The sequence below is a fragment of the Halomonas sp. AOP43-A1-21 genome, assembly GCF_052376775.1.
Lineage (GTDB): Bacteria > Pseudomonadota > Gammaproteobacteria > Pseudomonadales > Halomonadaceae > Vreelandella > Vreelandella colorata.
Window position 1 is genome coordinate 1 of record NZ_JBQSWC010000054.1, and the last position, 14,733, is coordinate 14,733.

Annotated in this window: 14 protein-coding genes and 1 pseudogene; 8 read left to right on the plus strand and 7 right to left on the minus strand. The window is 57.1% G+C overall.

All coding sequences use genetic code 11. From position 1 onward, the window contains the following. Both ACT3R7_RS19785 and ACT3R7_RS19790 read left to right on the plus strand, forming a co-directional pair. A partial coding sequence (locus tag ACT3R7_RS19785; protein ID WP_496199388.1) for a hypothetical protein occupies window positions 1-2,065 on the plus strand: 2,065 nt, incomplete at its 5' end. A gap of 1 nt (window position 2,066) precedes the next feature. Further along, window positions 2,067-2,489, plus strand: a complete 423-nt coding sequence (locus ACT3R7_RS19790; RefSeq protein WP_192537688.1) for a hypothetical protein — start codon at window positions 2,067-2,069, stop codon at window positions 2,487-2,489. Window positions 2,490-2,534: 45 nt separating this feature from the next. On the opposite strand, the pseudogene ACT3R7_RS19795 reads toward ACT3R7_RS19790, so the two are convergent. Beyond that, a pseudogene (locus tag ACT3R7_RS19795) lies at window positions 2,535-2,678 on the minus strand (IS1595 family transposase); the annotation flags it as partial. A gap of 84 nt (window positions 2,679-2,762) precedes the next feature. Here ACT3R7_RS19795 and ACT3R7_RS19800 point away from each other — a divergent pair. From ACT3R7_RS19800 to ACT3R7_RS19810, 3 genes are read left to right on the plus strand one after another with little or no spacing between them, the layout of a single operon-like run. Then, window positions 2,763-3,167: a transposase gene (locus ACT3R7_RS19800; RefSeq protein WP_349385034.1), complete on the plus strand. Its 405-nt coding sequence runs from the start codon at window positions 2,763-2,765 to the stop codon at window positions 3,165-3,167. After that, the gene (locus ACT3R7_RS19805; protein WP_349385033.1) at window positions 3,164-4,276 is read left to right on the plus strand and encodes an IS3 family transposase; all 1,113 of its coding nucleotides are present in this window, start codon (window positions 3,164-3,166) and stop codon (window positions 4,274-4,276) included. The genes ACT3R7_RS19800 and ACT3R7_RS19805 overlap by 4 nt, the downstream gene beginning before the upstream one ends. Next, a complete protein-coding gene (locus ACT3R7_RS19810; RefSeq protein WP_496199389.1) occupies window positions 4,273-5,199 on the plus strand; it encodes a BCCT family transporter in 927 nt (308 codons plus the stop codon). Before ACT3R7_RS19805 ends, ACT3R7_RS19810 begins: the two co-directional genes overlap by 4 nt. 164 nt (window positions 5,200-5,363) lie before the next feature. On the opposite strand, the gene arcD is transcribed toward ACT3R7_RS19810, so the two are convergent. The 4 genes from arcD to ACT3R7_RS19830 form a co-directional block, all read right to left on the minus strand. Next, window positions 5,364-6,791, minus strand: a complete 1,428-nt coding sequence (gene arcD / locus ACT3R7_RS19815; RefSeq protein ID WP_496199390.1) for an arginine-ornithine antiporter — start codon at window positions 6,789-6,791, stop codon at window positions 5,364-5,366. 151 nt (window positions 6,792-6,942) lie between these two features. Next, window positions 6,943-7,416, minus strand: coding sequence for a GNAT family N-acetyltransferase (locus tag ACT3R7_RS19820; protein WP_496199391.1), 474 nt, complete (start codon window positions 7,414-7,416; stop codon window positions 6,943-6,945). Between the two features lie 14 nt (window positions 7,417-7,430). Beyond that, entirely contained in the window at window positions 7,431-8,945 is a 1,515-nt protein-coding gene (adiC, locus tag ACT3R7_RS19825) for an arginine/agmatine antiporter (protein ID WP_496199392.1), read from the minus strand. Window positions 8,946-8,958: 13 nt separating this feature from the next. Then, window positions 8,959-11,247: an Orn/Lys/Arg decarboxylase N-terminal domain-containing protein gene (locus tag ACT3R7_RS19830; protein WP_496199393.1), complete on the minus strand. Its 2,289-nt coding sequence runs from the start codon at window positions 11,245-11,247 to the stop codon at window positions 8,959-8,961. A gap of 212 nt (window positions 11,248-11,459) precedes the next feature. Between ACT3R7_RS19830 and ACT3R7_RS19835 the strand changes: the two genes are divergently transcribed. The 3 genes from ACT3R7_RS19835 (at window position 11,460) to ACT3R7_RS19845 (ending at window position 13,765) form a co-directional block, all read left to right on the plus strand. Next, window positions 11,460-12,188 (plus strand): TonB-dependent receptor domain-containing protein, encoded by a 729-nt coding sequence (locus tag ACT3R7_RS19835; RefSeq protein ID WP_496199394.1) that lies wholly within the window; start codon window positions 11,460-11,462, stop codon window positions 12,186-12,188. Window positions 12,189-12,251: 63 nt separating this feature from the next. Then, a complete protein-coding gene (locus tag ACT3R7_RS19840; RefSeq protein ID WP_349385034.1) occupies window positions 12,252-12,656 on the plus strand; it encodes a transposase in 405 nt (134 codons plus the stop codon). Continuing rightward, complete coding sequence (locus ACT3R7_RS19845; RefSeq protein WP_349385033.1) at window positions 12,653-13,765, plus strand: IS3 family transposase; 1,113 nt, start codon at window positions 12,653-12,655, stop codon at window positions 13,763-13,765. The genes ACT3R7_RS19840 and ACT3R7_RS19845 overlap by 4 nt, the downstream gene beginning before the upstream one ends. A gap of 142 nt (window positions 13,766-13,907) precedes the next feature. On the opposite strand, the gene ACT3R7_RS19850 is transcribed toward ACT3R7_RS19845, so the two are convergent. Together ACT3R7_RS19850 and ACT3R7_RS19855 are read right to left on the minus strand one after the other, a co-directional pair. Continuing rightward, entirely contained in the window at window positions 13,908-14,336 is a 429-nt protein-coding gene (locus ACT3R7_RS19850) for a DUF6161 domain-containing protein (protein ID WP_496199395.1), read from the minus strand. A 10-nt stretch (window positions 14,337-14,346) separates the two neighbouring features. Next, on the minus strand, window positions 14,347-14,733 hold a 387-nt coding region (locus ACT3R7_RS19855; protein ID WP_496199396.1), incomplete at its 5' end, for an integrase core domain-containing protein.

A 14,733-nucleotide genomic window follows, 5' to 3' on the forward strand; every position in this document is an offset into this window, starting at 1 on the left:
ATTCATTGATGCGACTTTCAGCGATCCATTATGCCCAGAGGGCGGCTCGATCCAACACCCAAAGCCTGGTCACATCATCTCCAGAGATAAGGAAGGTAGGGTAGCATCGATTTATTCAGACAACACCTGGGACTATAAGGCCTACAGCAGACCATCTAACCCAGTCAGGCTAAACTTCGAAAGCCAACTACCAGAAAGGAATGAACGAAATTGCGTTCTAATTGATGAAATTATCAGTGAGATGAAACTGATAATGTTTTACTTCATCTATGAGCCTAGCCACAGCGGCGGCAAACGCCAAAAACTGGTCACACTCTCAAAATACTTCTCTACACTGAGAGGGCTCTCTGTGATCGCACACAACGACAACAAAACACTATCAGAGCTTCATGAGAGCAATTTTTCGTTTGCAAAGATTTTGTCTAGCTGCATGACGAATCCAAATAGCTTTCGAAAAGGCGTTGAAGTCATTCAGTTCGCTAGACTCTCTATATATATCAAAGAATCCTTTGACATTGAACTACCTCGATTTTTAACTGACAAAAATATTGAACGATTGGACAGGAGCCTCGACAAAAACCGCTCCAACTATCAACAGCACCAAGGCAAAGACAGCAGAACTCCCTTAATACCGACAAGGATATATGCCAATCTTATCACTCAGTGTTCAGAGCTAGTAGTGGACTTCCTTAAGGTTCAAGACAGAATCGAAGAGCTTTATAAGAGCTATTACAGCAATCCTTTTTATTGGGCATCGCCACTAAACACCTCTTCCATATACCAACGCTGGCAAAGACTCTACCCCCAAAAAAAAATGGGGTCTTTGTCAGAGGTTAAACCACACCTAGTAACACCGAAGCAGGCTATTGATAGCTTAGAATTAACAGGATTCTTTGAAAAACATCCTGTAAAAACCAAGAGCACAGAGCACGGCTGGGTTGCAGTTGAACGCTTGCTTTCTGCAACTCAGGATGCAGCAAGAATCCTAATCTTTGTGTACACAGGGATGCGGCATCACGAATGCGAAATCCTACAGCCTAATTGCGTCGATTGGATCGATATACCAAGTATCGGAAAGTTACCATTGGTTATGGCGCACACCTCAAAAATGACCAACTCGAATTACAGTGAGTCAAAACTTCCGTGGGCCACATGCGAAGAAGTTCTTCCCGCCATCAAAGCTGCAGAAGCGCTCCGATCAATCAGACAGCCTAATAGCACCTATTTGTTTTTTGGTGATTCTAACGACGACTCTATTCGAAACTTGATTGACAGTAAGGTTCAGCGCGAAATCCTGTTCAAAGTACTCTCGGAAACCAACCCAGAAGCACTTCGAGTTACGGAAGAAGACATTGTGGAGCTGGAGTCATTTGATGCCTTCAGGGACTGGAGAAATGACAAGAAACTCGCCCTCAAAGCAGGTGAGTATTGGCATCTATCTAAACACCAGTTCAGACGTTCCACAGCTGTCTATAGCGCACGATCTGGAAAGGTAAGCCTGCCCTCTCTGAAGTTTCAGTTTAAGCATCTTAGCGAATCTATGACCATGCTATATCGAGAAAACTCCAGTATGGCTAAAAATATATTAAGGCTTGCTGATAACCAAGAAGGACACTTGGTTATAAGTGACTATATGAATGAGATTCGCCTAATTGAAGCATTGGAATTTGATGAGCAAGTTGTACAAGCCAAATCCAAACTTACAGGCGGCGGTGGCTCACGGCTACAGCAAGAAAAGAACATTGGAACCGCCCAATGGCTGGATGGCCCCGAAGAAATCCACAAGCTAATGATGGATGGAACTATCAGCTACAGGAGAACTGGCGTAGGTGGCTGCTTATCAGCAAAGATGTGCTGGAACTTTAATGTCGATGAGGTCATACCCTGCGTGAAAGGCTGTAAAGATGCTGTTCTCGGAGGAGATGATGAAGGAGAAAGGCTCCGCAGATACAAAGAGGGCTTAAAGATTGAGCTTGAGTACATGGATAAAGATCACCCTTCAGCCAAGCTGGCACAGCAGGAGATTGAATTTATTGAACTAAAATTAATCAGTGAGGACGATTGAAATGAAGCATCAGGATTACTACGAAGCAATTGAAAGAATAAAATTCGACACCACCAGGGTCGTCCCTAAGGGCTCAAAGATCAATAATAGAACCGTTGCGCTAGAGGCAGGGCGAGACCCTAGTTCAATCCGCAAAGATCGCGGCATGGATGACCTAATTGCTTTTATTAAATCATCATCTGAGCCGCTAAAGAAAAAGCGCCAAGCCGACAAAGCTGAAAAGCTAAAAGCCAAAATTGAGGACTTACAGGATATGTTGGATATTTCCCACGCAAAGTATTTGGCATCTATGCATGTCCTACTGGAAAACAACCTATTCTCTGTTGAAAAACCCCCAACGAAGGTACTGGACTTCCCAGAAAGAGATAACGCCAGCAGACCCGTTCTAGATCGCGCTAAAGAATACCGTGACATAGACAAGTGACATAAAAACCACCAATCTCTCCTGAATGATATTGTATATACATGGCTATGTTGGCATCTTCTTTTGATTAGTCATCATCGCCGCGCGAAGCCACGCCTCCTCGGCTGGCTTAGCGGTTGTAAACAACCGCCACCATGCCAAGTAATTTGGCAAGTACGTTGTCCCCATTCCATGAAAGCGCCCCATCCATCGCCCTGTGTGTCAACCTGAATCCATACACCGGCTCAGTGAGTTAACCTCAATATCAGAGCCCGAGGTTCAGGAGCCCATAGCATGCCTAAACCGCCAACCGAGCTGCCCGATCATCAGGTCACGCCGAACCCCAAGCTGGAGAAGCGTACGCGACGTCAGTTCTCGACCGAGTACAAGCTGCGCATCCTGGCAGAAGCCGATGCCTGCCGGCATGGCGAACTCGGAGAGCTGTTGCGCCGCGAAAAGCTGTACAGCAGCCAGCTGACCACCTGGCGCAAGGAGCTTGCCGAGAACGGCGTGGAGAAGCTTCACAAGACCGCCCCGGGGCCGACCCCAAGCAAGACCTCGGAGCAGAAGCGTATCGACGCACTGGAGCGTGAGAACGCCCGCCTTCAGCAGAGGCTGTCGACCGCCGAAGACTGCCTATCGCTCCAAAAAAAAGCGTTATCGATGCTCGATCGCATGAACAATGGGAACGAACCATGATCACGGTGCTCGAAGAGCGCCCGGCGCACCTGCCATTGGCCGTGGCCTGTCGAACCTTGGGCATCAACCGCAGCACAGTGTATGCTTGGCGAAAACGCCGCCATGAGCCCTCTACCGGAGCCTCCACGTCGCGTCGGCACTGCCCGCAGCCCAGAGCGCTATCGGCTGAGGAACGAGCGCAAATGCTCGAGATTGCGCACAGTGAGGCCTACCGGGATCAGCCGGTCTATGAGATCTATCATGACCTGCTGCAGCAAGGGATCTATCTCGGCTCGCTCAGCACCTGGTATCGGCAGCTGCGTGAGGCCAAGGAGAGCGGTGACCGCCGCCCTCAGCGTGCGCCTCAGCACCATGCCATACCGCGGATCACGGCATGTGCCGCCAACGAGGCCTGGACGTGGGATGTGAGCAAATTGCCCACGCGGCGACGCGGCATCTACCTCAATCTCTACGTGGTGCTGGACCTGTACAGCCGCTTCATCGTGGCCTGGATGATCTCCCACAAGGAGAATGCCGCACTGGCTCAGCAGCTCTTCCAGGAGGCCGTGGATCGCTACGGAATCCCGCACGGAGCACTGACGCTTCACCAGGATCGAGGTTCACCGATGATTGCGCGCAGCTATCTGGATCTCATGGGAGAGCTGGGAGTGACGTGCAGCCATAGTCGGCCTCGGGTCAGCAATGATAATCCCTTCAGCGAAAGCCAGTTCAAGACCAGCAAGTACCAGCCCGACTATCCCGGGCGCTTCGAGAGCATCGTCCATGCCCGGCAGTGGTACAGCGCTTACGTTGACTGGTACAACCTGGAGCACCATCACAGCGGACTTGCTGGCTTCACGCCAGAGCAGGTCTTCACCGGTCGATATCGCGACATTGCGAAGGTCCGCCAGCGGGCGCTCGATGACAGCTTCGAGGCGCACCCCGAGCGGTTCCTACGCGGACGCCCCCAGGTGGCGATGCCGCCGGAGAGTGTCTCGATCAATCCGGTACAGCCCGATGACGACGACCCGGCCCCCTACAGCGTGGTGAACTTCCCGACGTTATCAGCGGCAGGCAACACCGCGACGAAATCGACATTAATTTTTAACGATCTGTCCGAATCAGGTTGACAGGTTCCGCCAGGCTGACCGGCGTCGAGGCCGGCCTGGGGCTCAACCTCATCGTTATCGGGACGGTATGCACGCTGGCACTGGTGACCGTACTCAGCGGTCTGAACAACGGCGTGCGTCTGCTGAGCAAACTCAACCTCATCATCGCTGCCGGGCTGATGCTGTTCGTGCTGCTGGCCGGCCAGCCGCTGTTCGTGCTCAAGGCGCTGGGTGAACATCTGGGCAGCTACGTCAACAATCTGCCGGAGCTGTCGACCTGGAACGAAACCTATACCGGCACCGACCTGCAATCGAAGTGGACGATCTTCTACTGGAGCTGGTGGATTTCCTGGTCGCCGTTTGTCGGCATGTTCATCGCCCAGGTTTCCAGAGGCCGCACCATTCGTGAATACCTGCTGGGCGTGCTGTTCGTGCCCACGTTATTCAACTTCCTATGGATGACCGTATTCGGCAGCAACGCCCTGTTCCTGGAATTGTTTCAGGACGCCGGCTTCGCCCAGGCCGTGGCTGACGCCCCCGACGACAGCCTGTACCGGCTACTTGACTATCTGCCATTTGCCACAGCAACCATCGGTGTGGCCGTGCTCGTGGTGCTGGTGTTCTTCGCCACCTCGGCCAATTCCGGCGCACTGGTCGTCGCGACACTGACCTCCAACGGCCGCGACCCGAGCTGGCGTCAGCGCTTCTTCTGGGTGGCCACGGTCGGCGTGGTCACGGCCTTCCTGCTGCAGGCCGGCGGCCTGGGCGCGCTGCAATCGGCGGCGATCGCCAGTGGCCTGCCGTTCGGCCTGCTGCTGCTGACCTTCATCCCGGCGCTCACCATCGCGCTGCGACGGCCCAATATCTGGAGTCAAACGAATCTCGAGAGGTCCTCTGACGACACGAACGCGCGCGAGCCAGTCACGCACGAACCCGACGCATAATGTCGTCGAAGTTTCGATGCAGCTGGCGTACACCTGCTGCGGGACCGACGTAGCGCCCCTGACTCGAATCGGAGTGCGTATCACGAGCGAAGGCTATATCTGCCGTAGACCGATCACGCATTACAAGCCGGGAGCCGCAATTCGCAGCTGCGCGAAAATGCGAGCTACAAAGTCAGCGCACCAACGTACAGCGCATATGCTGCGATAGCGGCACCGGACAGCACGACAATCAGGATCGGCCATTCGTAGCGCTTGAATATCTTCTGGCCCTGTTCGCGCTTTGCGCGGGCAAAGAACAGCGCGCCCGGCGCGTACAGCAATGCTGAGAGCACCAGATATTTACCGCCGCCGGCATACAAAAGCCACGCACCGTATAGCGTCGCAACAGCGGCGATACAAAGATCTTTGTTGCGGGCCACGGGCTGGCCTTCATAGGTCTCCCGCCGCCAACTGACCAATAACGCATACGCTGCCGACAGGAAATAAGGCGCCAGTACCATCGAAGTTGCCAGGTACAAAAGGCTCAGATAAGTCGACTCGCTGAGTAATGCAACGAACAGAAACAGCTGAATCAAGCCGTTGGTTAACCACAGGGCGTTGCTGGGCACCTGGCTGGCGTTTTCCTTTTTCAGGAAGTCGGGCATGGTGTGATCGCTTGCACTGGCAAACAGTATTTCCGAGCAGAGCATCGTCCAGGCGAGCAGCGCGCCGCCGAGCGATATCAGCAGGCCGATGCTGATGAACAGCGATCCCCAGGGGCCGACCAGATAGGCCAGTACGCCGGCCATGGACGGATCCTTGAGCGTGGCCAGTTCAGCGTGCGACATGACGCCCATGGAGAGCACGCTTACGGCGATCAGCAGCAGCAGCACGCCGAGGAAACCGATCACGGTGGCCGTGCCAATATCGCTGCGCTTGGCGGCCCGCGCCGAATACATATTGGCGCCCTCGATGCCCATGAATACCCAGACCGTGACGAGCATCATGCCGCGCAGCTGTTCGATCCAGCTGCCGAGCGCGGGATCACCGTGACCCCAGAAATCGGTGAGAAACACATCCGGGCTGAAGTTCAGAACCACGACGAGGATGAATAGCGCGATCGGTACGATCTTGGCGACCGTCAGAATCAGGTTGACCGTCGCGGCCTGCTTGAGGCCGCGTAGCACCAGAAAGTGATAGCACCACAACAGCAGCGAGGCGCAGGCAATCGCAACCGGCGTATTGCCATCGCCGAATATCGGGAAATAATAACCCAGCGTGCTGAACACCAGCACCAGATAACTGACGTTGCCAAGCAAGGAGCTGACCCAGTAGCCCCAGGCCGAGGAAAAGCCCATGTAATCGCCGAACCCAGCTTTGGCATAGGCATAGACGCCGGCATCGAGAGCCGGCTTGCGATCGGCCAGCTTCTGAAACACGAACGCCAGACACAGCATGCCGACCGCGGTAATCAACCAGCCGATCAGGGTGACGCCGGCGCTTGCGCTGACGGCTATATTCTGTGGTAAACCGAAAATTCCGGCGCCGATCATCGACCCGGCGACCAGCGAAACCAGTGCGCCAAGATTAAGCTTGTCGGTGTTTTGCGACATGTAAGACGTTCTCTTGGCGTACTTGATCGAGACCCAGCGGGTTGCGCCGCTCTTGATCAGGTCGCCAGGCGATCAGGCCGCGCGATAGCAGCACAGGCGTATGCATCGCGCGTTCATCGCGCCGACACAACCGCTTGGTACAGCGTGAGACTCATGGCGCGCGTACGAGCAACCGGGCTTCGCTGCCATACCCCTTCGCCGGATCGAGTCGGCCGCTACCGTATGCAGCGAACCCGTGCCCCGCCCAGTAGGCGTGCGCTTCGCCCACGGCAATAAGAGCCACGGTATCGAACGCAGCGGCGCTTGCATCCGCTAGCACGCGCTCGACCGCCGCGCCCGCCATGCCACGACCACGCGCGTGCTTTTCCAGAACGAGATCATGCAGGAAATAGCAGTCCGCCGTCTCGGGCAGCTTCTCCAGTGGGCTGTTCAAAGCCGGCGGCTCATCCAGTTGATCAGGATGCGCAATCAGATAGCCGGCGACCGCGTCTGCCCCTGGGTCGAGCACGTAACAACCGCCGGGGTACAACGCGAAGCATTGAACATAAATATCGAGCTCCTCGGGATAATCGAGATGAACGACATTGGCCAATGCGGCAACGGCCGCGAGATCGGGTTGTCGCATTGGCCGCCAACGCATCAGCGCCTATCCTCCGGGACCATTCTTTCAACCGCTGCCGGTGCGTCGGGCGGAGCCACCGAGCGCGAACGCATATCGCCCCGAGAGTATTGCCCAACCGAAAGATAGAACATGACGACCAGCGCAGTCAGCGTGACACCCAGTGCAAGATAGCGCACCCAGACCGGCGATACACCACCCGGGTGCAGGTGTTTTTCGTCGATGTCACGCTTGCGCGTGACCGCTACCGAATAGAACACGATTGTGGCAATGACGAAGATCAGCGCCCAACGTGTCTGCCCGCCATCCGATCCCACCAGCGCGATCATGCAATAGATGGCGGCCAACAGGCCGGCGCTGACGAAGAAGGTGTACTGGCCGTGCGGCATTTTGCCGTAGCCGAGCACCTTGATCGAAATCATCGAGTAGATATAAGGCAGCAGCGTCATGATCACGGCGACCGACGCGATCTTGCCGAACTGCTCGCTCGCGGTGGGCGAGACGGTAGCCAGCACCTGTGCGCTCATCAGCGCAGCGATGATCATCAGGCCCAGCGACGGCACGCCGCGCTTGTTGACGCGTGAAAAGATACCGGGAAACAGCCCGTCGTCTGCCGCGGCTTTGGCCGTTTGCCCTGTTAGCAACGTCCAGCCGGCCAGCGAGCCCAGACAACCTATTGCCGCAGCCAGCGCGACCGCACTGCCGGCAAAGTCGCCCAGCGCCACACGGGCTGCGTCGGCGAACGGGGCCGCAGAAGTAATCAATTCCTTGTTCGGAATCATGCCCATGATGACCGACGAACTCAGGATATAGGCGATCGACGCCAGAATGACGCCGCCGACCGTGGCGATCGGCACGTTGCGCGACGGATTCTCGACAACGCCGGCCGAGACCGACGCGCTCTCCACGCCGATAAAGGCCCACAGCGTAAAGGTGAAGGTTGCCATCACGGCACCGATACTGCCCTTGTCGGACACGTTCCATGCCGATGTGAATGTATCGGGGTTGAACCAGAACCAACCGAAAAACGCCATACCGAATATCGGTACTAGCGCGAAAATCGTGGTGAAGCTCTGCAATCGCCCGACCACATGCGGGCCCAGGATGTTGGCGTAGGTGAAAAACCAGATCACCGCAATGGATCCGAAAGCCAGCACCAGCGGCGTTTGCAAGGACGGGAAGAAATGCGACAAATAGCCGAGCCCCGCCACCGCCAGCGCCACGTTGCCGATCACGTTGGCCAACCAATAGATCATATTAGTCTGATAACCCATATAATCGCCAAACGCCTTGCGCGTATAGGCATAGGGCCCGCCCTCGGCCGGGTCGATCGAGGCCAGCTTCGCAAATACCAGCGCCAATGCAACGGCGCCCACGGTGGTGAACAGCCAGCCCAGCAGCGCGATGCTGCCAATAGCCGACAGATTCGCGGGGAGCATGAATATGCCTGACCCCATCATGTTGCCGGCAACCAGCAGGGTTGCCGGCACCACGCCCATCTTCTTCTTGGTCGCTACAGCGGTTTGATCCGTCATGTCTACCGCTCCTTTAGTGCTGCAGAACGAGAACGTGATAGGCGCCGTCTTCGACCTCTACCCCGTGCGTGTCGTGTGTGAATCCCGGGAAGCGCAGGTCGAACGCCTCTAATGCGCGCAGGTAGCCAATCAGCGCGCCATCCGCCGGTCCTGCATTCTCGCCCGGCATCATCAACGGAATACCCGGCGGATACGGCACCACGCCGGTAGCCAGCGTGCGTCCGGCCAGTTCGTCGAGGGTCACCCGTTCGACATTACCGCGCACGAGTTCCTCATAGGCATCGACCGGGCTGAGTTGCGGCGTCGGCAGAATCGCAAACCCCTCGGCCATCATCTGGGTGGTCTTGAGCTTGACCATGGCCGAAAACATGAGGTCGGCAAGATCACGCAGACCCATGCCCGCGTAGCGCTCCGGATAATCGGCGGCCAGATCGGGCAGCACCCGGGTGAGCGGCGTATTGGCGTCGTAATCCTTGCGGAAGTCGAGCAACGCGTTGATAAGCGTGCCCCATTTGCCCTTGGTGACGCCCAGCGAGAACAGGAACAGCATCATGAAGTCGGTGGTCTTTTCCACGACAATGCCGCGTGTTCCCAGATAAGCGGTCACGATATTGGCCGGAATGCCGACCGATTGGAGACTGCCTTCGGGCGTCATTCCGGGCGTGATCACCGAAACCTTGATCGGGTCGAGCATGCAGTAGTCGCGTTCGATCTCACCGAAACCGTGCCATTTTGCATTCGGCTCGAGCAGCCAGCAGCGTGGCTCGGTCGCCAGGTATTCGGGGTCGGCCTGATAGAACGGCGTCTTGCGGCCGCGCTTGTCGGCGACCTCCGGCGGCTGCCAGACATCGAAAAACCAACCGCCGTCGTCAGAGATTTCGGCGTTCTGGCGGGCCAGCGTCTGACGGAAGGCGACCGCTTCCCGGATCGAGGTGCCGGTCAGGCGTTCGCCGGAGCTGTCCATCATTGCCGCGGACACGTCATTGGAAGCAATGATCGAATAGTTCGGCGAGGTCGACGCGTGCATCATGAACGCTTCGTTGAAACGCGCATGATCGATCGGGCTACGCCCGTCTCGCACATGAATCATCGAGGCCTGCGACAGCGCGGCCAGGAGCTTGTGCGTGGAATGAGTCGTGAAAACAGTCGGCTTGGAGCGGTCGCGCGTGCCGGGCTCGCCGTGCATGCCAAAGCGTCTCTCATAGATCGGGTTGAAGCGTGCATAGGCATACCACGCCTCATCGAAATGCAGACGATCGACGGTTTCGCCCAGCAGTTCCTCTACCCGCGCGACGTTGTAGCACAACCCGTCATAGGTGGAGTTGGTGATTACCGCGTGCACCGGGGTTTTGGCATCGTCCTTGACCAACGGGTTGTCGCTGACGAGCGTGCGCAATGCCGCCGAGGTCAGGCGTTCCGGCGGAATCGGGCCGATGATGCCGTAGGCGTTGCGCGTCGGCATCAGGTAGCAGGGGATGGCGCCCGACAGCGTCATCGCGTGCTCGACGGACTTGTGGCAATTACGATCGCATAGCGCGACCTGATCGCGGGTGACACTGGCCATCAGGATCACGCGGTTCGATGTCGACGAGCCATTGGTGACGTAATAGCTGCGATCCGCACCGAACACCCCGGCAGTGTATTTTTCGCCAGCGCCGATCGGGCCGGTGTGATCGAGCAGTGAGCCCAGTTCACCAACCGATATCGATAGATCGGAGCGAAACAGGCTTTCGCCAAAGAACTCGAAGAACGCACGGCCTACAGGCGACGTCAAAAACGCAGTGCCGCCGGTATGCCCTGGCGTATGCCAGGAATACTCATAGGTGCGCGCGAACTCGACCATCGCCTTGAACATCGGCGGCAGCACGGTGGCGCGATAGGCCTGCAACGAGGCCAGTACCCGGCCACCGATGAAGTCCGTGGTGTCCTCGAGCAGCCAGATAAAATCGTCGGCCTTGGTCAGCGCATCAACCGAAATCGACGAAGCGATACTGCGTGCAGCAAGCAGGAAGATCGGAATATCGGCGTTGAACTCGCGCGCGGCATCCAGCACCGCGAGCGCCGCCCGATTGTTGTCGGACTCGTCGAGTTCCCAATCCAGGATCAGGCACTGGATAGTGGGATCGGTCGCAACAATTGCACGAGCATCGTCCTCCGACGACGAGCGCACCACATCAATTTCGCGACGCTCGAGCTCGTCCACCAAATCGTCAACCGCACGCTCCGCGGCGGTATTCATATCCTGCGACTTGCGAACGAGCAGCGCCCGCATCGCCAATTTCAGACTTGAAGTTGTTGCCACGCTCATCTCCTTGACCAAGAAAAGGTTGGCTTGAGAGCCGCCAACGCCTTAGCTGTGCAGTGCATGCTATTGGTTCCGACAGCACGTCATCTTGACTTAGATCAAGTATCGGCCGGGCCTGAGTCAGTTCGACCAGCAGGGTCCGTTGATACAGGCCGTTTCGTAGCGTCGATACCGTTGGCACCGGCGCGGTTGCCGCACACGATCATCAGGTGCCTGAAACCCGTACCGCGACCGGTACCAACACCCCGCCTATCGACGTGCCGCGCAATCGCTTTTTCGGCTCGCCCGACCAGAACTTTGCGCGCTCGACCGTCACGTCCTTCAACGCGCGCATCGCCCACGATGTCAACGACAACCTGACCGTGCGCAACGCCTTCCGCGTGACCGAAACCGATCGGGATTACCGCAATATCTATCCGGACGGCGCGGTCGACAACAACGGCCAGGTCGCGCTCAGCGGCTACCGCCACCCCAACAATCGCCTGAGCTATCTGGATCGCGCCGAAGCCGAGGCAAGCTTCGATACCGGCATCTTCAGCCACAAGCTGCTGGTGGGCACCGAGCTCGGCTGGCAGCGCGGCAACGACCGGGAAACGCTGCCCGCGCCGGGCTCCAAGGATCTGCCGGGCTCGGTGCCGGTGACCGATCCGACCATATCCAACGTATCGTTCGATTATCTCGATCGCCAGAACCACGTCGTGGGCAAATCGTTCGGCCTGTTCGCGCAGGACCAGGTATCGCTCGGCGAGCATTGGAAAGCGCTGGCCGGACTGCGCTGGGACCGGTTTTCGGTGGACGCCGACTACCAGAAGCCCGGCGTGAATCCGAGCCATACCCACAACGTGGATAACGAAGTCTCGCCGCGCGCGGGCCTGATCTACAAGCCGGTCGAATACGATTCGATCTATACCAGCGTGACCCCCTGTGTGTCAACCTGAATCCATACACCGGCTCAGTGAGTTAACCTCAATATCAGAGCCCGAGGTTCAGGAGCCCATAGCATGCCTAAACCGCCAACCGAGCTGCCCGATCATCAGGTCACGCCGAACCCCAAGCTGGAGAAGCGTACGCGACGTCAGTTCTCGACCGAGTACAAGCTGCGCATCCTGGCAGAAGCCGATGCCTGCCGGCATGGCGAACTCGGAGAGCTGTTGCGCCGCGAAAAGCTGTACAGCAGCCAGCTGACCACCTGGCGCAAGGAGCTTGCCGAGAACGGCGTGGAGAAGCTTCACAAGACCGCCCCGGGGCCGACCCCAAGCAAGACCTCGGAGCAGAAGCGTATCGACGCACTGGAGCGTGAGAACGCCCGCCTTCAGCAGAGGCTGTCGACCGCCGAAGACTGCCTATCGCTCCAAAAAAAAGCGTTATCGATGCTCGATCGCATGAACAATGGGAACGAACCATGATCACGGTGCTCGAAGAGCGCCCGGCGCACCTGCCATTGGCCGTGGCCTGTCGAACCTTGGGCATCAACCGCAGCACAGTGTATGCTTGGCGAAAACGCCGCCATGAGCCCTCTACCGGAGCCTCCACGTCGCGTCGGCACTGCCCGCAGCCCAGAGCGCTATCGGCTGAGGAACGAGCGCAAATGCTCGAGATTGCGCACAGTGAGGCCTACCGGGATCAGCCGGTCTATGAGATCTATCATGACCTGCTGCAGCAAGGGATCTATCTCGGCTCGCTCAGCACCTGGTATCGGCAGCTGCGTGAGGCCAAGGAGAGCGGTGACCGCCGCCCTCAGCGTGCGCCTCAGCACCATGCCATACCGCGGATCACGGCATGTGCCGCCAACGAGGCCTGGACGTGGGATGTGAGCAAATTGCCCACGCGGCGACGCGGCATCTACCTCAATCTCTACGTGGTGCTGGACCTGTACAGCCGCTTCATCGTGGCCTGGATGATCTCCCACAAGGAGAATGCCGCACTGGCTCAGCAGCTCTTCCAGGAGGCCGTGGATCGCTACGGAATCCCGCACGGAGCACTGACGCTTCACCAGGATCGAGGTTCACCGATGATTGCGCGCAGCTATCTGGATCTCATGGGAGAGCTGGGAGTGACGTGCAGCCATAGTCGGCCTCGGGTCAGCAATGATAATCCCTTCAGCGAAAGCCAGTTCAAGACCAGCAAGTACCAGCCCGACTATCCCGGGCGCTTCGAGAGCATCGTCCATGCCCGGCAGTGGTACAGCGCTTACGTTGACTGGTACAACCTGGAGCACCATCACAGCGGACTTGCTGGCTTCACGCCAGAGCAGGTCTTCACCGGTCGATATCGCGACATTGCGAAGGTCCGCCAGCGGGCGCTCGATGACAGCTTCGAGGCGCACCCCGAGCGGTTCCTACGCGGACGCCCCCAGGTGGCGATGCCGCCGGAGAGTGTCTCGATCAATCCGGTACAGCCCGATGACGACGACCCGGCCCCCTACAGCGTGGTGAACTTCCCGACGTTATCAGCGGCAGGCAACACCGCGACGAAATCGACATTAATTTTTAACGATCTGTCCGAATCAGGTTGACAGGTTCCGATCGTAAGCGAGCCACTAACCTTGCAATTACCCACAAGTCGATGATGCATCTGGATTGGCAGTTTGGAATCCAGCAACGAGATCTGCTAAGCGGATGAAGCCTCACCATAGAACGGTGGGCCCTGGGAAAGGATCACTTGAGCGATCCATATAAGGCGAACAGTACTAAACCAACGATTGCGATTATTCCAGAAAGTCCGGTGGCTACAGCAAACAGTATCATTTTTTTTCGATGGTACTGTTCTTGAAGCTTCCAATATCGGACTGGTGCCTGGAGTGCCAGCTTGTCGTCATAGGTCTGGGGCAAGGCCTCCAAATCCTTCCGAGCTTTTTCGATAGCGCCTGAAAGTTCTTGCTCGTATTCGCCGACATTTTCTTCGAAGCGCTTACGCTGCCCTTCTAGCAGCTTATCTGCACGCCCTGTCAGAGTATCGAGCCGTTCCTGGCTTTGGTCAGCTTGACCAGTTTGGCGAGTTAGTTCTTCATCCCATGCTTCTCGTAGGTTGAACAGCGACTGGGTCTCTGATTCGGCTTTTCGGTGATTTTCAACCCAGTTGTCCAAATGGCTGCACTTAAGCAGCCTTTTTATTACGCTCGATTTCCTGCACTTTCCCTGGGTTAAGCGACACTGAACCAGTGACCTCCCAGTTTCGGGTGCTGCCCGACCAGCGTTTCGGATAGCGACGCTTAGCGCTTTCATAAACCGCTTTACGACGTTCAAGGCGTTTTCGATCAACGCCACGATGCCGGTCAGCTGGCGTGACATATTGGATGCCACTGTGAAGGTGCTGTTCGTTGTAAGCCCGCTCGAACACCAACATCCATTCTCGTACCGCGCTCAGCGATGTAAAGCCCTTGGTGGGCCATGCTGGGCAGTATTTGACGGTACGGAACAGCGCTTCCGAGTAAGGGTTGTCGTTGCTTACTCTCGGTCGACTGTAAGACATCAACATCCCTAG

Excerpts from the sequence above, each read along its gene's own strand:
- ACT3R7_RS19790 (WP_192537688.1), top strand. The coding sequence starts at position 2,067 with ATGAAGCATCAGGATTACTACGAAGCAATTGAAAGAATAAAATTCGAC.
- ACT3R7_RS19800 (WP_349385034.1), top strand. The coding sequence starts at position 2,763 with ATGCCTAAACCGCCAACCGAGCTGCCCGATCATCAGGTCACGCCGAAC.
- ACT3R7_RS19805 (WP_349385033.1), top strand. The coding sequence starts at position 3,164 with ATGATCACGGTGCTCGAAGAGCGCCCGGCGCACCTGCCATTGGCCGTG.
- arcD (WP_496199390.1), bottom strand. The coding sequence starts at position 6,791 with ATGTCGCAAAACACCGACAAGCTTAATCTTGGCGCACTGGTTTCGCTG.
- ACT3R7_RS19820 (WP_496199391.1), bottom strand. The coding sequence starts at position 7,416 with ATGCGACAACCCGATCTCGCGGCCGTTGCCGCATTGGCCAATGTCGTT.
- adiC (WP_496199392.1), bottom strand. The coding sequence starts at position 8,945 with ATGACGGATCAAACCGCTGTAGCGACCAAGAAGAAGATGGGCGTGGTG.
- ACT3R7_RS19840 (WP_349385034.1), top strand. The coding sequence starts at position 12,252 with ATGCCTAAACCGCCAACCGAGCTGCCCGATCATCAGGTCACGCCGAAC.
- ACT3R7_RS19845 (WP_349385033.1), top strand. The coding sequence starts at position 12,653 with ATGATCACGGTGCTCGAAGAGCGCCCGGCGCACCTGCCATTGGCCGTG.